The sequence below is a fragment of the Mesorhizobium sp. CNPSo 4661 genome (assembly GCF_057784215.1).
The window spans coordinates 1-19,453 of sequence record NZ_JBWGIO010000012.1; the positions used below are offsets into that span (position 1 = coordinate 1).

Annotated in this window: 21 protein-coding genes; 8 read left to right on the top strand and 13 right to left on the bottom strand. The window is 64.4% G+C overall.

Annotated features, from left to right (window positions below; all coding sequences use genetic code 11):
• Nucleotides 1-148 precede the first annotated feature (148 nt).
• From AC0YKC_RS18685 to AC0YKC_RS18695, 3 genes are all read right to left on the bottom strand, one after another.
• Nucleotides 149-892, bottom strand: coding sequence for a 2OG-Fe(II) oxygenase (locus AC0YKC_RS18685; protein ID WP_488512105.1), 744 nt, complete (start codon nt 890-892; stop codon nt 149-151).
• A gap of 265 nt (nt 893-1,157) precedes the next feature.
• Nucleotides 1,158-1,682, bottom strand: a complete 525-nt coding sequence (locus AC0YKC_RS18690) for a carboxymuconolactone decarboxylase family protein (RefSeq protein ID WP_488512106.1) — start codon at nt 1,680-1,682, stop codon at nt 1,158-1,160.
• Nucleotides 1,683-1,687: 5 nt separating this feature from the next.
• A complete protein-coding gene (locus AC0YKC_RS18695) occupies nt 1,688-2,110 on the bottom strand; it encodes an OsmC family protein (protein ID WP_488512107.1) in 423 nt (140 codons plus the stop codon).
• 1,308 nt (nt 2,111-3,418) lie between these two features.
• Between AC0YKC_RS18695 and AC0YKC_RS18700 the strand changes: the two genes are divergently transcribed.
• Entirely contained in the window at nt 3,419-4,768 is a 1,350-nt protein-coding gene (locus AC0YKC_RS18700) for a putative bifunctional diguanylate cyclase/phosphodiesterase (RefSeq protein WP_488512269.1), read from the top strand.
• 73 nt (nt 4,769-4,841) lie between these two features.
• On the opposite strand, the gene AC0YKC_RS18705 is transcribed toward AC0YKC_RS18700, so the two are convergent.
• The gene (locus tag AC0YKC_RS18705) at nt 4,842-6,374 is read right to left on the bottom strand and encodes an acid phosphatase (RefSeq protein ID WP_488512108.1); all 1,533 of its coding nucleotides are present in this window, start codon (nt 6,372-6,374) and stop codon (nt 4,842-4,844) included.
• A 206-nt stretch (nt 6,375-6,580) separates the two neighbouring features.
• Between AC0YKC_RS18705 and AC0YKC_RS18710 the strand changes: the two genes are divergently transcribed.
• Nucleotides 6,581-7,846: a cytochrome-c peroxidase gene (locus tag AC0YKC_RS18710; RefSeq protein WP_488512110.1), complete on the top strand. Its 1,266-nt coding sequence runs from the start codon at nt 6,581-6,583 to the stop codon at nt 7,844-7,846.
• Between the two features lie 151 nt (nt 7,847-7,997).
• A complete protein-coding gene (locus AC0YKC_RS18715) occupies nt 7,998-8,222 on the top strand; it encodes a hypothetical protein (RefSeq protein ID WP_320296213.1) in 225 nt (74 codons plus the stop codon).
• Between the two features lie 92 nt (nt 8,223-8,314).
• On the opposite strand, the gene AC0YKC_RS18720 is transcribed toward AC0YKC_RS18715, so the two are convergent.
• Entirely contained in the window at nt 8,315-8,902 is a 588-nt protein-coding gene (locus AC0YKC_RS18720; RefSeq protein ID WP_488512111.1) for a dihydrofolate reductase family protein, read from the bottom strand.
• Nucleotides 8,903-9,003: 101 nt separating this feature from the next.
• On the opposite strand from AC0YKC_RS18720, the gene AC0YKC_RS18725 reads away from it, so the two are divergent.
• Entirely contained in the window at nt 9,004-9,420 is a 417-nt protein-coding gene (locus tag AC0YKC_RS18725) for a winged helix-turn-helix transcriptional regulator (RefSeq protein WP_488512112.1), read from the top strand.
• Nucleotides 9,421-9,541: 121 nt separating this feature from the next.
• Here the strand turns inward: AC0YKC_RS18725 and AC0YKC_RS18730 are convergent, their stop codons facing one another.
• The 4 genes from AC0YKC_RS18730 to AC0YKC_RS18745 all read right to left on the bottom strand — a co-directional run bounded on the left by AC0YKC_RS18730 (nt 9,542) and on the right by AC0YKC_RS18745 (nt 11,327).
• Entirely contained in the window at nt 9,542-9,739 is a 198-nt protein-coding gene (locus AC0YKC_RS18730) for a hypothetical protein (protein ID WP_320296216.1), read from the bottom strand.
• Nucleotides 9,740-10,276: 537 nt separating this feature from the next.
• The gene (locus AC0YKC_RS18735; protein WP_320296217.1) at nt 10,277-10,423 is read right to left on the bottom strand and encodes a hypothetical protein; all 147 of its coding nucleotides are present in this window, start codon (nt 10,421-10,423) and stop codon (nt 10,277-10,279) included.
• Between the two features lie 108 nt (nt 10,424-10,531).
• Complete coding sequence (locus tag AC0YKC_RS18740) at nt 10,532-10,756, bottom strand: hypothetical protein (protein ID WP_320296218.1); 225 nt, start codon at nt 10,754-10,756, stop codon at nt 10,532-10,534.
• A gap of 94 nt (nt 10,757-10,850) precedes the next feature.
• The gene (locus tag AC0YKC_RS18745; protein ID WP_488512113.1) at nt 10,851-11,327 is read right to left on the bottom strand and encodes a phosphatase PAP2 family protein; all 477 of its coding nucleotides are present in this window, start codon (nt 11,325-11,327) and stop codon (nt 10,851-10,853) included.
• A gap of 104 nt (nt 11,328-11,431) precedes the next feature.
• On the opposite strand from AC0YKC_RS18745, the gene AC0YKC_RS18750 reads away from it, so the two are divergent.
• Nucleotides 11,432-11,914 (top strand): DUF2127 domain-containing protein, encoded by a 483-nt coding sequence (locus tag AC0YKC_RS18750; protein ID WP_320296220.1) that lies wholly within the window; start codon nt 11,432-11,434, stop codon nt 11,912-11,914.
• 12 nt (nt 11,915-11,926) lie between these two features.
• Here AC0YKC_RS18750 and AC0YKC_RS18755 read toward each other — a convergent pair whose 3' ends face one another.
• From AC0YKC_RS18755 to AC0YKC_RS18765, 3 genes are read right to left on the bottom strand one after another with little or no spacing between them, the layout of a single operon-like run.
• Nucleotides 11,927-12,490: a cytochrome c gene (locus AC0YKC_RS18755; RefSeq protein WP_488512115.1), complete on the bottom strand. Its 564-nt coding sequence runs from the start codon at nt 12,488-12,490 to the stop codon at nt 11,927-11,929.
• The gene (locus tag AC0YKC_RS18760; RefSeq protein ID WP_488512116.1) at nt 12,487-13,245 is read right to left on the bottom strand and encodes a multicopper oxidase family protein; all 759 of its coding nucleotides are present in this window, start codon (nt 13,243-13,245) and stop codon (nt 12,487-12,489) included. The genes AC0YKC_RS18755 and AC0YKC_RS18760 overlap by 4 nt, the downstream gene beginning before the upstream one ends.
• On the bottom strand, nt 13,158-13,646 hold the full coding sequence (locus tag AC0YKC_RS18765) for a multicopper oxidase domain-containing protein (RefSeq protein ID WP_488512270.1): 489 nt from the start codon (nt 13,644-13,646) through the stop codon (nt 13,158-13,160). Before AC0YKC_RS18765 ends, AC0YKC_RS18760 begins: the two co-directional genes overlap by 88 nt.
• Nucleotides 13,647-14,579: 933 nt before the next feature.
• On the opposite strand from AC0YKC_RS18765, the gene AC0YKC_RS18770 reads away from it, so the two are divergent.
• Complete coding sequence (locus AC0YKC_RS18770) at nt 14,580-16,112, top strand: DUF2778 domain-containing protein (RefSeq protein ID WP_488512117.1); 1,533 nt, start codon at nt 14,580-14,582, stop codon at nt 16,110-16,112.
• Between the two features lie 246 nt (nt 16,113-16,358).
• On the top strand, nt 16,359-17,606 hold the full coding sequence (locus tag AC0YKC_RS18775; RefSeq protein WP_488512118.1) for a glycosyltransferase: 1,248 nt from the start codon (nt 16,359-16,361) through the stop codon (nt 17,604-17,606).
• Nucleotides 17,607-17,623: 17 nt separating this feature from the next.
• On the opposite strand, the gene AC0YKC_RS18780 is transcribed toward AC0YKC_RS18775, so the two are convergent.
• Entirely contained in the window at nt 17,624-18,382 is a 759-nt protein-coding gene (locus AC0YKC_RS18780; RefSeq protein ID WP_488512119.1) for a bestrophin-like domain, read from the bottom strand.
• Between the two features lie 212 nt (nt 18,383-18,594).
• Between AC0YKC_RS18780 and AC0YKC_RS18785 the strand changes: the two genes are divergently transcribed.
• Nucleotides 18,595-19,380 carry a ThuA domain-containing protein gene (locus tag AC0YKC_RS18785; protein ID WP_488512120.1) on the top strand — a complete coding sequence of 262 codons (786 nt, stop codon included), beginning with the start codon at nt 18,595-18,597 and terminating at the stop codon, nt 19,378-19,380.
• The last annotated feature ends 73 nt before the right edge of the window (nt 19,381-19,453 follow it).

A 19,453-nucleotide genomic window follows, 5' to 3' on the forward strand; every position in this document is an offset into this window, starting at 1 on the left:
TATCGATCACCGATGGAGTTCGAGGCTAACTTGCCGCCGCATGGGGTTGCTGCGCAGCAGCCCCGTGCGGCATAAACGCAACCATGTCCCTATTCCTCTGTCTCACGACAGGGGTGCACTCCACTACTGCCTACTGCCTACTGCCTACTCACTTCGCGTCGTGGAAAATGATCCCCACCGTATGCCGTCGCCCTGACCGCAGCCGGCTCACGCCGTGGCGCAGGTTGACCCGGTAATACCCCTTGGTTCCCTGCACCGGCCGATTGTGCACGGCGAAGATCACTGCATCGCCGCGCCTCAACGGCACCACCTCGGCGCGGCTTTGCATGCGCGGGCGTTGCTCGGTGAGCACGAACTCGCCGCCGGTGAAATCCTCGCCCGGCTCGGACAACAGGATTGCCACTTGCAGCGGAAAGGCGAGCGCGCCGTAGAGGTCCTGGTGCAGGCAATTGAAGTCGCCGGGGCCGTATTGCAACAGGAGCGGCGTCGGCCTCACCTGGCCTTCGTCGTGGCAGCGCTTCAGGAAGGCGGCGTGCTCGGAGGGATAGCGCTGCGCGACACCCATCTTCTCGTTCCAGTCGTTGGCGATGGTGGCGAGGCGCGGATAGAGGACTGTGCGCAAGCCCTCGATCAGGTCCGGCAGCGGATATTTGAAGTAGCGATACTCACCCTTGCCGAAGCCATGGCGCGCCATCACGACATGGCTGCGGAAATGCTCTTCATGCGGATAGAGGCTGGCGACATCGGCGCATTCTTCCGAAGACATCAGGCCGGGCATGACGGCGCAGCCCTGGGCATTGAGATCTGACACCAGCGCGCGCCAATCCTGCGCCGCGACGCGGGATTCGGCCGAGCGGCTGGCGCGCTTGGTGTTGAGGGAATAGATGGTCATGGGCGCCTCCTTTGCTTGGTGTCAAAGTGGGGCGGAGGCGACGTGTGGGCCACCCGATACATGACAAGATGGCGAGGCGCCGACTTCCCCTTCTCCCCCTTGTGGGAGAAGGTGGCCTCGCGAAGCGAGGTCGGATGAGGGGTGTTGGAAGCAATGAGGCGGCGGCAATTTCACACTTGTTGCCAAGCTGGAACACCCCTCATCCGTCTCGGCGCTATCGCGCCGATCCACCTTCTCCCACAAGGGGAGAAGGAAAGGCCGCGTTTCACCGCTTGCGATACGTCTCCAACTCCGGATCAAGCTCCACCTTCACCGCATTGGTGAACACGCAGGTCGCCGCCATGATGCCGGCGAAGGCGGTGAGGTTGACCAGCAGCGTCTCGTCGTAGCGGGCCTTGAGCGCGGCCCAGGTCTCGTCCGGGACGGTATTCGCGTCGGCCGCGACCGCCTTGCCGAAGCCGATCAGCAGCGTCTCGTCGGCCGACGGCTCGATCCCCTCGGGATCGACCCCGTTCTCGATCAGCGCGCGGCGGAAGAAGGTGACCGGGATCTCGGCGCGCATCGTCTCGGCGATCACCTTCGAGAACAGCCAGATGGCGCGGTCGTCGAGTGTGGGCTTGAGAAGGTCACGCAGGGTGAACCATTCGGCGTAGATGCGGTGGGCGGCCGGCGAGTGCAGCAAGACGCGCTTCATGTTGGTCATGCGGCCGCGCAGCGCAAGCTCGCGGTCGTGCTCGGCGCGGATTTCTTCGGAGGCGGTCGCGTAGTCGATTGCGGAGAGATGCGCCATCGCGCTCACCCCAGCGTCGCGTGAAGCGTCGGGGCGCCGCGCAGCGTGTTGGAGACGGTGCAGATGTCCTCGGCGTCCGCCAAGATCCGCTCTTTCGTCGCGGCATCGAGGTCGCCGGCGATCTCCAGTTTGATGTTGAACGTCTCGACCCGCGAGGGCTCGTCCTTCGCCTTCCCGCCAGTGACCTCCGCCCTCACCTCGCCCAGCCGGTCGGCGACGCCGAGGCGATTGGCGGCGATGCGGGCGCTAAGCACCATGCAAGCGGCCAGGGAAGCGTAAAGCAGGTCAAGCGGATTGAAGCCTGGAGCGCTGACCGAAGTCACCACATCGACAGTGCCACCGGTTGGTGTGGTCACCGTCGGCAACCCACCGGGCGGGAGGTCCGCCAGCGCACCGGTCGTTCTGGTCCTCACCTTGAGCTCACTCATCGACTGTCCTTTCCGCCGCGAGGCCGCTCTACGCCCCGGCGTGCCTTCGCGCTTCATATTGTATCGCTTACTTCGCACAAGATGGATTTCAGCCACCTTCGTGCGGCCCGCCGTGCCAGTCCGGCGCGCGCAAAATCGTCCACCCGCCGCGCCGACGGCAGCGGATCATTAGCGCTTCCTAAACCGCAAAGGGGTATGCCTTGCGGATTAGCGGTGGAGTCGTCGATGAGCGCCTTCAGGCGAATGGCCGGATTTGTGCTGATCCTGTTGACAGGGGCTGTGACGCTGGCCGCGCTGCGCATCGACTCCGAGCGCAATTTCGCCCTTGCCAAGCAACGCTACCTTGAGAATTCGCAGGCCGGATCCAGGGCGACCGCCAAAACCGTCGAGGATGCGCTGCGATCGATCTACGAGAATGTCCGGACGCTGACCTATCTGCCCAGCGTTCGAAACCTCGACCGGCATGGCACCAACCTCGGCGACGAGGGCCGTGCCACGATCCAGCAGATCTACAACAACCTGGCCAGCAACGTTTCCATTTCCGAAGTCTACTTCCTGCCGCTGGACTTCGACCCCGACCGCTTCGATCCGGTGACAGGCAAGCTCGAGGAGCCGATCCTTCAGTTCGACCAGCTGATCGTCAACGCCAGGGCAAGGGCCGATGCCGACGATCGAAAGCCGAGGAAGCTGGACAATCAATCGCTTCAGCGGCCGGCGGAGGAGGTCGAGACCTATGAGTACCACGAACTTGCCAAGCAGCTTGCCTGGCTGAAGGCGAATTATCCAGATTCAAGTGGCATCGACGGTCTCAACGTGCCGATCATCGGCACGAAGGAACTGATCACCTGCGACAACACCGATTTCATCCACAGCGGCAACGATGCCGACCGCTCGGGCTTCATCCTCTCGGTTCCCGTTTTCGCGGCTGACGGCACCCTTCGCGGCTCGGTCTCGGCGATCATGCTGACCTCGGCGTTGCGCAAGCTGCTGCCCAGCAGCGACTACGTCATCGTCAATTCCGACTATGGCTTCGAATCCGACCAGCACCGGCTTTCGACAGCCCTGGCGGCCGACACAAAATCGTTCACGGCGCCAGATTCCAAGCTGATCTATTCCGAAGTCATTCCGCTCTCGCTCAACGATCCCAGAAGCGCATGGCGGCTGTGGGCCGGCTTTCCCAACAGCCGGTTCGAAAGCGACGTCGATGTCCAGTCGGTGAAGCAATTCGAGCTGGCGGGCTACGCCGCCATTGCCGTCGTCACGCTGCTCGCCCTGGCGTGCTGGTATGCGATCGCGCGGAGCATGTCGATGCAGGCGGAGGCTGCCGAAACCCTGGAGCGGCGCGTGGAGGAACGCACCGCCGAGATACAGCATCTTGCGACACACGATATTCTTACCGGACTGCCCAATCGCGGCCTGCTGGCCGAGACGATGGACGAGGCGCTGCGGAGCTTGCGGGACGGCGAAAAGTTGGCGGTACACTGCATCGACCTCGACCGGTTCAAACCGGTGAACGACACGCTCGGCCATCCGGTGGGCGACGAGCTTCTCGTGGCCGTGGCCAAGCGCCTCAGGCAGCAGGCCGGCGAAACCGCGATGGTGGCGCGGGTCGGCGGCGACGAATTCATCGTCATTCAGTTGCTTTTTGACAGCGACGCGCAGGCCGGCGGGTTGGCCAGCCGGGCCATTCACGCGCTTTCGGCGGAATTCGTGATCCAGGGACACAAGATCGGCATCGGCGCCAGCGTCGGCATCGCTGTGTTTCCCGACGACGGCGACAGCTCGGAAATCCTCATCCGCAACGCCGACCTCGCGCTCTACAAGGCCAAGATGGAAGGCCGAGGCACCTGCCGGTCGTTCGAGCCGGGAATGGATGCGCGCCTGCAGGAGCGTCGCCTGCTCGAAGCGGAACTGGCGCTTGCCGTGGCGCAGGATCAGTTCGTGCTGCACTATCAGCCTCTGCACGACGCAAAGACCTCCAAGCTTACCGGCTTTGAAGCCCTCGTGCGATGGAACCATCCGCGGCTCGGCCTGCTGCCGCCGGGCGAATTCATCCAGCTCGCGGAGGAAACCGGGGTTATCGAAGGGCTTGGCGAGTGGATCATGCGGCAAGCCTGCGCAGACGCGGCCAGTTGGCCTCAGCCGGTCAAGATCGCCGTCAATCTCTCGCCGGCCCAGTTCAAGCAGCAGGGTCTGCCGCTTCAGGTTGCCTCGGCGCTCGCCACGTCCAATCTCTTGCCGTCACGGCTGGAGCTAGAGATCACAGAGTCAGTGCTGTTGGCCCACAATGAGCATACGATCCAAACGCTGCACGGCCTGCGCGACCTTGGCGTCAGCATCGCCATGGATGACTTCGGCACCGGCTACTCCTCGTTGAGCTACCTGCGGTCGTTTCCGTTCGACCGCATCAAGATCGATCGCAGCTTCGTCAGCCTGATGTGCGAGAGCAGCGAAAGCCGGGCTATCGTCAAGGCCGTCGCCGAACTCGGCAGCACGCTCGGCATGACGACCACGGCGGAGGGTGTCGAAACGCAAGACCAGTATCTGCTGGTCAGGGAGAACGGCTGCACGGATGTCCAGGGATGGCTGTTCGGGCGGCCTATGCCGGCCTCCCAGCTGCATGTGTTTTTCGAGCAGCACGCAGCCTTGACCGCATAGGCGGTTCAGCGGTCCGGCGCCAGGCCAACGAAATGGCCCGCCGAAGCGGGCCTTTTCTTTGGGTATTCAACGCCTACTTCGTCAGATCGAGCGCCGCCGTCAGATCGCCCATTGGCGGCTGGTCGTTGTTGCGCAGCGCCTTGTCGCGGGCGACGATGCCCGGCAGCACCGGCAGGTCGTAGCGGTTGGTGATGAAGCGCAGGATCGAGGTGGTGTCGTACTGCGTGTGGTCGACCATGCCCATCTTGGCATAGGGCGAGATGATGAAGGCCGGGATGCGGTTGCCCGGGCCCCAGCGATCGGCCTTGGGCGGCGCGACGTGGTCCCAGAAGCCGCCATTCTCGTCATAGGTGACGACGACCAGCATATGCGCCCATTGCGGGCTCTTTTCGAGATGCGCGACGAGGTCGGCCAGATGCTGGTCGCCAGAGGTCACATCGGCATAGCCGGCGTGCTCGTTGAGGTTGCCCTGCGGCTTGTAGAAGGTGACGGCCGGCAGCTTGCCGTCGTCGATCGCCTTGATGAACTCGACGCCGTCGAGGCCGCCATCCTTGATGTGCTCGGCGCGAGCGGGCGTGCCCGGCGCATAGGCCGCGAAATAGTTGAAGGGCTGGTGGTGGAACTGGAAATTCGGCACGGGCGTCGCGTTCTTGCCGTCGAGCGCCGCCTGCCAGGCGCCCGAATACCAGGCCCAGGAAATGCCCTTCAGCGACAGTAGGTCACCGATGGTGATCTCGTGCTGCGGCGGCAGCGTGGTCGGCTGCGCCGGATCGGCCAGCGCCTTGTCACCACCCTCCGCCGGCTTGTTGGCGCTCGGCTGGTAAGGCGGCTGCATGGTGTTGACGGCGTAGAAGTCGGGCGTGATGGCGCCGTCATTGGCGAATTTCGGCACGCCACCCAGCGCCGAGGCGGGCGAATTGTCGGCCGGCTTCAGCGTCACGCCATCCGGCTCGACGACGGCGATCTGGCCCTTCACCGGGCTGGTGTCGGCGTTCGGATAGTAAGGCGCGCAGGCGCAGGCGAGCATGAAGTGGTTGAGGAAGGAGCCGCCGAAGGCCCCCTGGAAGAAATTGTCGGCCAGCACGTATTTCTTGGCGATGTTCCACATCGGCAGGTTCGAGCCGTCGTAATGGCCCATGACCAGCGAGCCGGAATCGGCCCAGGCGACGAACTTGTCGTTCCGGCCGCCGTCGATCTGCATCTGCTCCTGGTAGAAGCGGTGCCAGAGGTCGTGCGTGACGACGTTGGTGCTTTCGTTGAAGCCCTTGGGGTCGTCGATCGCGAAAGCGGCATTGGGAAGATGCGCGCTCTGCGCTTCCGTCACCGCCGGGGTGACGCCCTTGCCGGTCAGTCCGCCCCATGCCGGCGGCAATTCCGAAAGCGGCTTGCCGTCGCGGTCGAGCTGGCGCGCCTGGTCGAGCGAGACATTGGCCAGGCCGTTGGCGCCGGGGAAGCCGCCATAGAGGTTATCGAAGCTGCGGTTCTCGGCGTAGATGACGACGACGGTGTCGATCTTGTCGTAGCCGGGAGGAGCCGCGTGGGCAGCAACGGAGAGCGATGCCAGCGCCGTGGAGGCGAGGCAGAGCGAGAGAAAGGACCGGGTCATCGGGAAATGCCTCGTGGCTTGGGAATGGCTGGAGGACGGCAATGCAGGCAAGCAGCCTGCATCTATGCCCAGCTACTTCGGCGCGTTGTCACCTTTGTGACAGTTCCGCCCCGGCCGAACACGGTTTCGTGAGCGAATACGCCGGTCATCAATCCGTTGCACTCGATCCTTACGTCGCGAACGAAATCTGGCGAAGGAAATCAGGGATGTCGCCACAGACGATGGGACGGAAAAATCACACGATCGCCCTTCTGACTGCCCTGACGGTCGGCTTGACCGCGCCTGCCAACACCGCGGAACCTTCCGGCGTCCATCCCGGCCCCATGTCGCGCCAGGACGCCTTTGCCCGCGCCGACGCGCTGACTGCGCTCGGGCGGCAGATGTTCTTCGACCCTTCGCTCTCGGCCTCGGGCAAGCAGGCCTGCTCGTCCTGCCACGATCCCAACCACGCCTTCGGACCGGCCTCGGCTTCGCCGGTCGAGATAGGCGGGGCAAAGCTCGACCAGCCGGGCGTCCGCACTGTCCCATCGCTGCGCTACCTGCAGGCGGCGCCGGCCTTCACCGAGCATTTTTACGACTCCGAGGACGAAGGCGACGAGAGCGTCGACAACGGCCCGACCGGCGGCCTGACCTGGGACGGTCGCGCCGACCACGGCAAGGACCAGGCGAGGATCCCGCTGCTGTCGCCCTTCGAGATGGGCAATAAGGATGAGGCCCAGGTGGTCGCCAGCCTGCGCAAGGCGCCCTATGCCGACGCCTTCAAGGCGGCGTTCGGCGCCGATGTCCTTGACCATCCGCAGGACGCTTTCGAGGCCGCGGTCGAAGCGCTCGGCACGTTCGAGCAGAGCAGCGCCGATTTCTATCCCTATTCCAGCCGCTACGACGCCTTCCTCGCCGGCAAGGCGCAGCTCTCGGCGCAGGAATTGCACGGCCGTATGCTGTTCGAGGACGGGGCGAAGGGCAATTGCGCGAGCTGCCATCTCAGTGAACCCGCCAATGACGGCGAGCCGCCGCAATTCACCGACTACGGCCTGATCGCGATTGGCGTGCCGCGCAACCCGGCGATCCCCGCCAATGCTGATCCCAATTACGTCGACCTTGGCCTGTGCGGTCCGCTGCGCACTGATTTCAAGGGACGCGCCGAATATTGCGGCCTGTTCAAGACGCCGACCCTGCGCAACGTGGCCTTGCGCAAAAGCTTCTTCCACAATGGCTATTTCCACTCCCTGCGCGAGGCGGTCGCCTTCTACGCCAGCCGCGACAGCGATCCGGCGCGCTGGTATCCGACGATGGCGGACGGCACGGTCGACAAATTCGACGACCTGCCAAAGGCTTACTGGCCGAACCTCAACACCGACCCGCCGTTCAACGGTAGAAAGCCCGGCGACAAGCCGGCGCTGAGCGACGCCGAGATCGACGACATCGTCGCCTTCCTTGGCACGCTGACCGACGCCGACCAGGCGGGGCAGTAAGGCAAGCGGCCAAGGCGATTGATGGGGACGCACGGCATGCTTGCAGCCGGGGCCGTCTATCCACCGTAAATGTGTGCCAATGTGAGCCACGTCATAGGAACGCCAAGTCGCGTCTGCTATGTTGCCCATCTCTTCACAGATGGAGTCTCCGATGAGGTTCGTCGCGGTGCAGGAGCCGCCCGGCAGCAGTTGGGCGGTGTTCGATGCGGGCAATGGCGCGCCGGCCGAATATGCCGGCCGGGTGCTTATCGGCCTGACATCGCGCGAGGCCAGCTGGTTCGTTGCCGCAGGCAACGACCAGGCGGCCTGGCCACGGCCCGGCCGGCCAGCCGCGCAACTGCGGCTGGTCAGCGGAGGCGGCTCGCAGCCGATCTAGGAAAGGCACGGCCAAACAGGCGGTTGAGAAGCCGCGCTGCCGGATTGATTCAAGCGGATTGATTCAGGGCAGCGCGACTTCGGTGTTGCCCCTCATTGCGCCGGTGCGTAGCGGCTCACCACCATGCCGCTGGCATAGGGCTTCGAGCCGAGGAGCTTCAGCCTGCCAAAACCGCCCTCGTCGAAGATGCGGCGGCCGCTGCCCAGAACCGCAGGATTGACGAAGAGCTGGAACTCGTCGACAAGGCCGGCGGCGATCAGCGCGGCGGCAAAGCCCGCGCCGCCGAACACGGCGATGTCGCCGCCCTCGCCTTGCTTCAGCGCAGCGACCTCGCGTGGCAGGTCGCCGCTGACGAGCCGCGTGCGTTCCCAGCGCGATGCCTCGAGCTTGCCGCTCGCCACAACCTTCTCAGCCTCCAAGATGCGCTGCGCGAAGGCGTAGAAAGGGTCCTTCGGAAATTTCCTCGCCGCGTTGCCCCAATGGGTCAGATACCCCTCCTCAGCCATCTTGCGGCTCAACAGGATGGTGTCGATACAAGCAAAGACGGCGTTGAAGTCCCGCTTGAGCTCCTCGTCCCAGGCGCTGTCATCGCCCCATTCCCAGAGCTGCCAGCGATGCCCCTCGTCGGCGCCGACAAAACCGTCGACCGACATCTGCATCTGCAGGATGAGCTTCTTCATGTCCGGTCCCCTCGCGCTTAATTGCTTTACTTTCGGAACCATTTGACCCAGATCGGGAAATGATGTCAATAGTAGAGTGATTTAAAAATGGAACCATACCGATGTCGACCAAGGGACGGTCCGGCTGCCCGATCAGCCTCTCGCTCGAATTGCTCGGCGACCGCTGGACGCTGCTCATCATCCGAGACCTGGCCTTTGCCGGGAAACGGCATTTTCGCGAGTTCCTGCAATCCGACGAAGGCATCTCGTCGCGCACGCTGGCCGAGCGGCTGCAGACGCTGGTCGACGAAGGCGTCCTCACCCGCAGCGACGACCCGAGCCATGGGCTGAAGGCGATCTATCGGCTGACCGATGCCGGCATCGACCTTTTGCCGATGCTGGCGGCGCTGGGCGCCTGGGGCAGCAAATATCGCAAGGCCGACAACGACCTCGCCCGGATCGCTGGTGAGCTCGCGGCCGGCGGCCAGCCGGCGCTCGAGCAGATGAAAGAAAAGCTGAAAGCCGAGCATCTGGGGTAACGGGGCGGCGTGCTGTCGGCGCACCGGCCGTCCAATGCTGCGGCGAGGCGGCCGCCAGCGTCGGCTGTCTGCGAGCCGATTGGACAACAATCCCCCTCGCCTGTCAGCGAGGCCGTCCGTGTCACTGCAGCCCTACCGGCTCCTCGGCCGGCGGCTCCCCGGGCAACCCCAGTCGCAGCCGCTCCTCCTCGGCGAATATCTCGGCCTGCGCGTGAATGTCGAACACTTGCTGCGTCAGCCTGCCACCATCGACGACCCGCACTATCCATTGGCCATTGAGGGTTTTTACGCGGACACTGTCTGGCTCGCTTGTTACCATATACAGCCCCTGCTCATCGCTCGAAGAACTTCCTGCCTCCGACCAAATACGATCTAGAGCGCCTGGAGTTGCCGGAAAGCGGGGCTTATTAGTCTTTAGTGCAAGGGTACTCGCCAATATCCGATATATTTGCAGATCGTGATGAATAAAAACGAGCATGGAGGCGAAGGGATGCCGTTGCGCCCCAGGTCATTGGAATTCGACTTCGATATCGAGTTCGGTCTGCGATACGATACGGCAGCGCATTTCAAAAGCGTCTGAGCGGACTTGCAGATTGCGCAGTCTGGCACTTGGCCGGGCGGGAAGCGCGAACGAATTCGCCGCGCGGCTGCGGCCCGGTCGCCTTGGGGGGTGATACTGGGTTCGGCGGCCGGGCCTGACCGGAGTTTGCGAGGCCGCCGGCTGTCATAAACATGCGCTCGGGCTCAGCCAAGGACAAGAACGACCTAGGCCCTAGGACCAAAGCTGCAAGGACATGGCCGACAGGACCAGTTGCGCTTTGACGACTGGGAAGAAACGTGCCGAACGCCGGCCGCGTCAAAAGCCCAAGAAATGCCGACCGAGGAGATAGCCGAGCGCCGCCACGACCAACGGAAACAGCGCCGGCGCCGCCCTGCTGAACAGCGAGGGGTTTATCTCCTTGGCAGGAGCGCTGGATTTGGCATTGCCGAGGTTTTTGGTCATGAACTCATTACCGGTTGGGGGCTAGCTGCCGGCTGGTCCATTAAATTAGAAGTCGCTTATTAAGTTTCCGGCAAGCCCAACGCTACAATTCGCGGCAATTTATTCCGACTACTGGGTGCGCTCGGCAAGCGCAAAAGCCTGGAGATTGCGCGACTTGCCAGGATCCTGGTCGGCGTTGGCGATGATGGCGTGGAAGGCCGCCCGGGCGATATCCTTTTTCTTGGCATCCGGATGCAGTTTTCGCACCGCCTTGAGCAGGTCTTTCGGTTTCATATCCGGGGTGACGACGCGCATCAGCGTATCACCTATAGCCTGCAATTCGTTGGCATCCATGACGATGAGCCCTGTTTTGGCGGCAGGAGCCTAGCATATAGCGGGTCGAGCGCGTCACTTTTGTGATGCGCCGATGGAGTCGGAGCCAGTCTTTCTAGAGAATTTTAGTGGCGAAAGCGTCCAGCCGTGAATTTTCGCGGTAGCAAAGCCGAACGACCATAGCGGCCGCAATCCCGGTAGCGGCGCCGCCGGCGATGTCACCGGCATAGTGGATGCCGATATGCAGCCGCGACCAGCAAATCAGCACGGCCATGACGAGCAAGGCGAGCGTGCGGCGCGGCAGCGCCTGCATGGCGAAGGCGGCGACGATGGCTGTGCTGGCGGTCGCGTGGTCGGACGGGAACGACCAGTCGGCGCTGGGCGCGATCAAAAGATGCGTGGCGCCGGCATCGTATGGCCTGATCCGGTGGACAAACAGCAGGATGGCCTGGTTGATCGCCAACCCTAGCAGAAAGGAAAGGCCGGCGGACAGACAGGCATGGCGCACATGGGCGCGGTCGGTCCTCGACCACCATTGCAGGGCCACCACGATCACCATGAGCGGCACACCGATTTGTGAGATGGCGATCATTGTCCTATCAAGGGGTGGGCTGATGCCGGCAGCTGAATTGATCCAGTGCGTGAGAGAAACGTCCATTCTAGCCTGATTTCCCGGGTCTATTGTGAGGTCGATCGTTGAAGCCCGCCGGCGAGCACCGCATTCACCAGCTCTTTGAGGTCAGCGTATGGCTAAAAGGTGCCCATGCCTTGATCGAGTGCGTCGGCGGCATCCTGCTTTACGTTGTCACCACCGAAACCATCGCTTCCTGGGTCAACATGTTCACCCAGGAAGAGTTGATCGAAGATCCGAACGATTTCATAGCTGGCTATCTCTCGCGGATGGCCGGCCAGTTTTCGCTGGACAGCAAGGAGTTCTACGCCTTCTACCTGCTCAGCCACGGGCTGATTAAGCTTCTGCTGGTCATCGGCCTGCTGCGCGGCAAGCTCTGGTCCTACCCGGCCTCGCTGGTGGCACTCGGCGCCTTCATGGCCTATCAGGTCTACCGCTACTCCTACACGCATTCGCCCGGCCTGCTCGTCCTGACCGTTTTCGATGCGATCGTCATGTGGCTGGTCTGGCAGGAGTGGAAGACGGTGCGCCGCCATATCGCGCCATGATCGCGCCGGCCCTCACTCGATTTTCCGCCGGAACTTCGAATGGCAGCTCGCGCAATCCTGCAGGATGAGGTGCAGGAGATGTTCCGCAGGCATCGTTGCCGGATCGGCTTCAACGGCGCCCGGGCGCTTGCCGAGCAGGCTGCCGCCATCCATCGGCGGGCCGGTCATCCGCATGTCGGCGGTGATCCCGGCCGGCGCGTTCGCGGCCTTGGCGGCGAGCGCGTCGGCGAGCCGACCGATATGGCGTGCCAGCGCCTCGAACTCCGGCCGGGCCTCCTCCATCTCCAGCCTGGCGCCAGACGGCGCGCCAAGCGTGCCTTGCGGGAATTCGGCGACCAGGGCGGCGCCGGTGCGGGCGCTGAGCGTGTCCGCGGCTGCCTTGAAGGCCACCGGCTCATAGCCGCGCTTGCCGCCGAACATTTCGGCGATCGCCTTGGCGGCGGCCGCCATCTCCTTCATCGAGGCCTGGCGCGCCGCCACGATGGGATCGCCGGGATCCGCTGCCAGCGTTGGGGCAAGGACCAGGGGGCCGGCGAGCGCAAGCATCGCCGCCCCGAAAGCAACGCGCAACCTCATGCCCGCACGTCGACGATGCCCATCATGCCGAGTTGCTCATGCTCGAGGATGTGGCAGTGATACATGCGCGTGCCCGGCCGTTCCTGGCGCGTGCGGAGCCGCACCGTCTCGCCGCGTGCTACGTTGACCGTGTCCTTCCACGCTAGATAAGGCGGCTTGGCGACCTTGCCGTCGCGTTCGCGTTCGACCACCTGGAACTGCGTGCCGTGGATATGGAACGGATGGTCCATGTCGGCCTGGTTGACGATTTCCCAGAGCTCGGTGTCGCCGGCCCTGGCGACGATGTCGACGCGCCCCATGTCGAACGCCTTGCCATTGATCAGGAAGCCCATCTCCATGCCGGTGGCGTTCATCGCCATGGTCTCGGTGAAGACGAGGCGGCGGCTGACCGTGGGAGCCCCTAGCGGCGCGATCGGCCTCAACCGCTCGGGCAGCGGCGGCATCGCCTCGGCCGGCGCGTCGGAGACATCGACCGTCAGCAACGTCAGCCCGGCGTCCGTGGGCCGGCCAGGACCCATCCAGCCGCGGTCATAGTCGAGCGTGGTGAGGGTGGCAGTGCCCGACCGGTCGAAGGCGACGACCAGTTCGACACGTTCGGCCGGGCTGAGCAATATCTCCTCGGCCACAACTGGCGCCTCCAGGAGACCGCCGTCGCTGCCGATCACGGTCATCGCGGCGTTGGCGAAAGCGAGCCTGAGGAAGCGCGCATTGGTGGCGTTGTAGAGCCGCAGGCGCCGCTTCGCGCCACGCGCCATCGCCAGCTCGGGTTCTTCTGGCCGTTGACCAACACATGATCGCCGACCCTGCCGTTCATCAGGTCGGTCATGGTGTTGTCGGGCATCGAGCCGTCCGCGGCAAGGCGAAGGTCGGTGAACATGAGCACGGTATCGCCATAGGCGGCCGGGATCGGATCGGCTTTGGCCTTGACGACGAAGGCGCCGGCAAGGCCGCGATAGACCTGCTCGGCCGTCCGGCCATGCGGATGCGGGTGATACCAGTAGGATCCGGCCGAGCCCTCGGGCAGCTCGAAGGCGTAGACACGGTCGGCGCCCGCCGCCACCGGGTCCATCGGATTGCCGTCCTGGTCTGCCGGCACCGGCATGCCGTGCCAGTGGACGGTGCTTTGCTCGCCCGCGATCCGGTTGGCGAAGGTGATCTCGACGCGGTCGCCTTCATAGCCACGATCAGCGGCCCCGGGCTCGTGCCGTTATAGGCAAGGATCGGCGTGTCCTGGCCCTCGACGAAGCGCGCCGTGGCCGCCTCCGCCGTCAGCCTCGCCTGGAACAGCCCGGGTGGGCCGGCCTCGTTGGCAAGCAGCGGCAATTGGCGCAGCCCCTCGCCCTCGGGCAGCGTGACGGGCGCTTGCGCCATGGCGCCCATGTCATGGCCCGCATGACTGCCCATTCCCGGCATCGAGTCCATGCCGGACATGCTGTCCATCTTCATCTGCGCCAGCGCGCGAGAACCCGACAGAGCCGTTGCCAGGCCAGCCATCAGAAAGCCGCGTCGGTGCATTTTCCGTCTCCTCGATCGTGTTTGGGAAGGGCGCCGCCTGGACGACCCTCCAACACGCTACGGGTTCCAGCAACTGGAAGGTCAAGCGAAAATCGAGCAGGCAGGTACGCCGAGGTCCGTGTCTGGCTTCGCCCAAAAGAAAATGCCGGGACAGCCCCGCCACATGCTCACGCCGCCGTTTTTTAACCCCAATCGCCCTCTAGCCGGCTGAAGACGCTGCGGTTCCAGCCCTCACGTTTTCTTGACAGAGGCTGGAAAAACGGGCAGCAAGCGGGTGAGGGAGAGCATTTCTACCGTGGCAAAGACCACGGAGGGCTCTTTTTTCGTATGGACCGTCGCCAAATCGGCGATTGGTGGAGGGATTGGTTAACCAACTTTGTCCATCTTTTGAATCAATCGGCAACAGACGCGAGTAGGTGCAGGGGGCACCAGCGAACTGTGATCGTGACGGGTGCCAGGTCCGCAAACCGGCATGCCGATTGAGAGTGGTCGTATGGCGTTTTTGCGTTTGAAAATCCGGGGTGACGCTCCTCATGGGGAGGTAACTTCGAAAAAGTCTGGTCATCGTTGGGTCGTGGTGCCTGCTATCGGCGCCGCCCTCGCCCTATGGTCCGTCGCCACCTTGGCGGGGCTCTATTCGGTGAGCACCTCGCTGACCGCAGCTTCCAACGGATTGCCGCAAGGCCTGCTTTCCGGGCGTAGCATCGGGCTTGGCGACCAGCGCCGGCAGCTCGCCAATGCCTGGGCGCCGCATCTTGCCGCCAACGGCGGCTACCAGGCAGGCTCGCTCATCGGCAGCTGCGACGCAGGCTGCTTCAGCCTCGCGACAAGCTTCAGACATGACAGCCAAGCAGCTGAAAAACTGCAGAATAAAGGCCTCGACGGCAAGATGGCGCGCCTCAAGTTGCCGTCGCCGGACAGCGTCGCGCAGGAAAAGGTCGTGGTGGTGGCTTCGGCGGCCGGAGCCGCCGACCGTTTCGACGGCGTGGTGAAGCGCGCGGCGCTTTCGCCGCAAAAGCTTGCCGATGCCTTTGCCCGCGCCGAGAAGGCGCCGTTCCTGCTCGCCAGCCTGCCTTCGGCGAGCCGCTTCGGCGGCGCGCAGCCGAACGCCCCGATCGAAGCCCGCTTCGGTTCGCAGCCGGCCGAAATCGGCGGCGCTTCCGACTTGGCGCTGGCGCTTGCCAACATCGCGCCTGAAGATACGGCGGACGTCCCGACTGCCGTCGCGCTGCAAAACAGCGATGCGCCCGATGTTGCCGAGAATACGGAAAAGGGCCAGGAGGGCGAGTACCAGGTCGCCTCGCTGCCGCCGCAGGACGATCTGCCCGACAGCGTTGTCGTGCCCGGCCTTCGGCCACGCACGACGCTCGAACGCGCCACCGAGACGCCCGAACAGAACGCGGCCAAGCCGCAGAAACCCGAACCCACGAAGCCGCAGGCCGCCAAGGCCAAGCCGCAGCCGGCCGCAGCCGACACCGCGCAAAGCGCACCGACGGCCGTCTCGCCGAGAAGCGGCGACCAGGCCCTACCGGGCGTAGCCGGCTCGAAGCCGGTCGTGGCCGACTCAAAGCCCAGCAAGCGCAAGGCGCAGGCGTCAGAAATGCTCGCCTATGCCAAGCCGGATACGCCGGAGCGCGGCGGGCTAGGCAGTGCGTTCCGCAACCTTTTCAACGGACCCTCGACGGGCAATGGCGTCGCCGTCTACGATATCTCGGCCAAGACGGTCTACATGCCGGACGGCTCCAGGCTCGAGGCGCATTCGGGATTGGGCTCGATGGTCGACCAGCCGCGCTTCGTCAACAAGAAGAATGTCGGCCCGACGCCGCCCGACACCTACAATCTGTCGATGCGTGAATCGCGCTTCCACGGCGTCGAGGCGATCCGGCTGACGCCGACCAGCGGCAGCAACAAATATGGCCGCAACGGCCTGCTCGCCCACACCTACATGCTGCGCGGCGGGCGCGCCGAGTCGAACGGCTGCGTCGTCTTCAAGGACTATCACCGCTTCCTCGCCGCCTACAAAAACGGCAAGATCAAGCGCCTTGTCGTGGTCCCGCGCCTGACAAGCTCCCCCACCCGGGTCGCCCAGGAAGGCCGCCAGGGTTAAGCCTTACATAAGCCGGCGCGCTGGTCGCCGGCTGTTATCGATCCCCACTTGCTGATCCGAAGGGCCCGGCGCCAAGACGCGCCCGGGTGTTTGCCGTCGCTTCAAGCCATGGCAACAATCACTGCCTCGCATGAGGAAGCGATAACGACCCTTCCCAGGATATAGATATGGCGCAGCCCGGGCTTGCGGCAAGACCCCGGCCATGGCGTATCAACGCTGCTCCGAAAAACCACAACGGAGCATGGAATGCGGATCTTGTTATCGACTTACGGCTCGCGCGGCGACGTCGAGCCCTTGGCGGCGCTGGGCGCGGCGTTGCAGGCGCACGGCGTCGAGGCCAAAGTGAGCGCGCCGGGCGACACGGAGTTTGCCGCCCTTCTGGCCCGCGCCGGCGTGCCGCTGGCCCCGGCCTTCTCGCCTGTGCGCGAATGGGCGAAGGAAATGATCAATCGGTCGCGATCGGCGTCGCCCGAAGACCGGGCCAGGCTCATTGCCGGCCAGGCGGCCGAGATCGTCGCCAGGCAATATGAGGCGCTCGGCGCGGCCGCCGAAGGCTGCGACGCCGTGGTGGCGTTCGGTCTCTTCCCATCCTGCGCCGCCGCGCGGATGCTCGCTGAGCAACGCGGCATGCGCTACATGCTCGGCACGTTCTGTCCCATCTGGCTGCCGTCGCCGCACAACCGGCCGCATGAATATCCAAGCCATCCGCTGCCGCCCGGCGTGACCGACAACCGCCTGCTGTGGGAGATGGATGTCCGGACCAAGAACGCCCTCTTCGGCGAGGCGATCAACGGCCAGCGCGCGTCGCTCGGACTGCCCCCGGTGGAAAATGTCCGGGACTATGTCTATGGCAAGAGGGTCCTGCTCGCCTGCGACCCGACATTGGGGCCTTGGCCGGGCTCGGACCTGATCGATGCCGCTCAGACCGGCGCCTTCATCCTGCCGGACGAACGGGCCCTCCCCGATGATCTCGAAGCCTTCCTCGCCGCCGGACCGCCGCCGGTCTATGTCGGCTTCGGCTCGATATCGGTCGCGAGCGAGGCCGGCCGCGCGGCCATCGAAGCGATCCGCGCCAATGGCCTTCGCGCGGTCATCGCGCATGGCTGGGCCGGGCTCGGCCGCATCGACAATGGCGGCGACTGCTTCGCCGTCGGCGAGGTCAACCAGCAGGCGCTGTTCGGCCGCGTCGCCGCCGTCATCCACCATGGCGGCGCCGGAACGACCGTTGCCGCGGCGCGGGCGGGAGCGTCGCAGGTGATCGTGCCGCAGATCGGCGACCAGCCCTATTGGGCGAAGCGGGCGGCCGAACTGGGGATAGGCGCCGCGCATGACGGTCCGGTGCCAACCGTGGAGTCGTTGGCGGCGGCGTTGGAGGTGGCGCTGGCGCCCGAAACCCGCGCTCGTGCAGCGGCGGTGGCTGGCAAGATCCGCACCGACGGCGCCGAGGCGGCGGCAAGGCTGCTGATCGAAGCGTCGGGTCAATCCAGCCGGTGACCTCATTGTGTCGTTAGTTATTGTGCCGTCAGTTCCGCCAGCGCCCTTTGCAGGGGCGCCGGCGAGACCTGGATCGGGCCTGAGAAGGGACTGTCCATGTCGACGATCAAATAGATCGCGGCCGCCACCAGCGCTCCCGAAATGAGGCACGTGAAGACGATAGTGCCATTGTTCGGCGCCCTGAAGCCGAAGCTGGCGAAGATAAGCGTCAGCCATGCCACGAGCAGCGCGATCAGTGGCGTAGGGATCGCGCCCTCGGACTGCTCGGCCAGTATCCAGCGCTGCTCGATCAGCTTCTGGAGTTGCTGCATCGCGGCCTGTTGCGCGGCAGTCTGCCTGGCATCCGCGGGCGTCAATCCCGCCAGGATGTCTCCGACCTGATTGAGCAGCAGTTCCGACAGCCTGTTCGGGACGACGGTTGTGTCGCTGTCGGCGGTGGAGGTGTCGACGACGCGTTGGACATAGGCGGCAAGCGACTGCCGGGCGCTGTCGGCCTCCGGCCCGTAATGCCGGAGCGTTCGGTCGAGCAGAATGATCTCGGTGGCGAAAGTGTGTACGTTGCCGTTGATGGACTCAAACGTGTTCTTGGCCGAGTTGATCATCAGGCCGAGCATAAGCGAGGACATCACCACGAAAAGGTTCGCGGCAAGCCGTACCACCGCGCTGGTGTCGTCCCCAAGGTGGTGGGCGGGGAATCGCTCATGCATCATCAAGCTGACCAGCGAGGCCCCGGCCAGGCACGCAAAAATCGCTATCCCTACAAGCACTTCGCCCATGACTGACATTGTAGCCGAGGCACGACGCTTGCCAATTGGCTGATCAGGGTTGAATCAACATCGAAGCATAACGGCCTATGTCGTTGGCCGGCATGGAGACTTTCGTGTCAGGCTCCAGGTGCATCGGGGCGGCGCTCGAAAACCGCTTTCAATACCGGGCGAAGGCGCTATCTATGGCGCGGGGCGGCTCCCAATCACTCACGAGGCAATCCATGACAATTCGCGCTGTCGTCTGGGGCGAGAACATCCATGAGCGGACCAATGAGGTGGTCGCCTCCATCTATCCGGAAGGCATGCACGCGACCATCGCCAAGGCGCTGAACACGGACAAGGCGATCTCCGCCTCGACAGCCACGCTGGAGCAGCCGGAGCACGGCCTGCCGCAATCCCGCCTCGCCGAAACCGACGTTCTGGTCTGGTGGGGCCACAAGGACCATGGCGCGGTGGCCGACGAGGTGGTCGAGCGCGTCGCTCGCCGCGTCTGGCAGGGCATGGGGCTGATCGTGCTGCATTCCGGCCATTTCTCGAAGATCTTCAAGCGGCTGATGGGCACGCCCTGCACGCTGAAATGGCGCGAAGCCGGCGAGCGCGAGCGGCTCTGGGTGACGAGCCCCAACCATCCGATCGCCGAAGGCGTCGGCGAGTTCTTCGAACTGGAGAACGAGGAGATGTATGGCGAGCAGTTCGCCGTGCCGGAGCCGCTGGAAACCGTGTTTATCTCCTGGTTCCAGGGCGGCGAGGTGTTCCGCTCCGGCCTGACCTACCGGCGCGGCGCCGGCAATGTCTTCTACTTCCGCCCCGGGCACGAAACCTATCCAACCTATCACGATGCGACGGTCCAGACAGTGCTGCGCAACGCGGTGAAATGGGCGGTGAACCCGCAAGGATCGAAGCCCGCCATCCTCGACGCGCCGAACGTGCCGGTAGAGAAGGCGCTGGAGCCGATCGAGGAGCGCGGACCCAAGCTGCACGCGCATGGCGAGGCCGGCTTCCGCTAAAAAAGGCGCTTGCCTGCTCCGCTTGGGATTGCGCGGACACGGCGCCTAGGTCACATTCGTGTCAAACGATTGA

Coding starts and splice junctions, on each gene's coding strand:
- AC0YKC_RS18695 (WP_488512107.1), bottom strand. CDS start 2,110: ATGAGTGAGCTCAAGGTGAGGACCAGAACGACCGGTGCGCTGGCGGAC.
- AC0YKC_RS18690 (WP_488512106.1), bottom strand. CDS start 1,682: ATGGCGCATCTCTCCGCAATCGACTACGCGACCGCCTCCGAAGAAATC.
- AC0YKC_RS18745 (WP_488512113.1), bottom strand. CDS start 11,327: ATGATCGCCATCTCACAAATCGGTGTGCCGCTCATGGTGATCGTGGTG.
- AC0YKC_RS18720 (WP_488512111.1), bottom strand. CDS start 8,902: ATGAAGAAGCTCATCCTGCAGATGCAGATGTCGGTCGACGGTTTTGTC.
- AC0YKC_RS18705 (WP_488512108.1), bottom strand. CDS start 6,374: ATGACCCGGTCCTTTCTCTCGCTCTGCCTCGCCTCCACGGCGCTGGCA.
- AC0YKC_RS18710 (WP_488512110.1), top strand. CDS start 6,581: ATGTCGCCACAGACGATGGGACGGAAAAATCACACGATCGCCCTTCTG.
- AC0YKC_RS18755 (WP_488512115.1), bottom strand. CDS start 12,490: ATGAGGTTGCGCGTTGCTTTCGGGGCGGCGATGCTTGCGCTCGCCGGC.
- AC0YKC_RS18730 (WP_320296216.1), bottom strand. CDS start 9,739: ATGGTAACAAGCGAGCCAGACAGTGTCCGCGTAAAAACCCTCAATGGC.
- AC0YKC_RS18725 (WP_488512112.1), top strand. CDS start 9,004: ATGTCGACCAAGGGACGGTCCGGCTGCCCGATCAGCCTCTCGCTCGAA.
- AC0YKC_RS18740 (WP_320296218.1), bottom strand. CDS start 10,756: ATGGATGCCAACGAATTGCAGGCTATAGGTGATACGCTGATGCGCGTC.
- AC0YKC_RS18700 (WP_488512269.1), top strand. CDS start 3,419: ATGCAGGCGGAGGCTGCCGAAACCCTGGAGCGGCGCGTGGAGGAACGC.
- AC0YKC_RS18685 (WP_488512105.1), bottom strand. CDS start 892: ATGACCATCTATTCCCTCAACACCAAGCGCGCCAGCCGCTCGGCCGAA.
- AC0YKC_RS18760 (WP_488512116.1), bottom strand. CDS start 13,245: ATGGCGCGTGGCGCGAAGCGGCGCCTGCGGCTCTACAACGCCACCAAT.
- AC0YKC_RS18780 (WP_488512119.1), bottom strand. CDS start 18,382: ATGGGCGAAGTGCTTGTAGGGATAGCGATTTTTGCGTGCCTGGCCGGG.
- AC0YKC_RS18715 (WP_320296213.1), top strand. CDS start 7,998: ATGAGGTTCGTCGCGGTGCAGGAGCCGCCCGGCAGCAGTTGGGCGGTG.
- AC0YKC_RS18735 (WP_320296217.1), bottom strand. CDS start 10,423: ATGACCAAAAACCTCGGCAATGCCAAATCCAGCGCTCCTGCCAAGGAG.
- AC0YKC_RS18775 (WP_488512118.1), top strand. CDS start 16,359: ATGCGGATCTTGTTATCGACTTACGGCTCGCGCGGCGACGTCGAGCCC.
- AC0YKC_RS18785 (WP_488512120.1), top strand. CDS start 18,595: ATGACAATTCGCGCTGTCGTCTGGGGCGAGAACATCCATGAGCGGACC.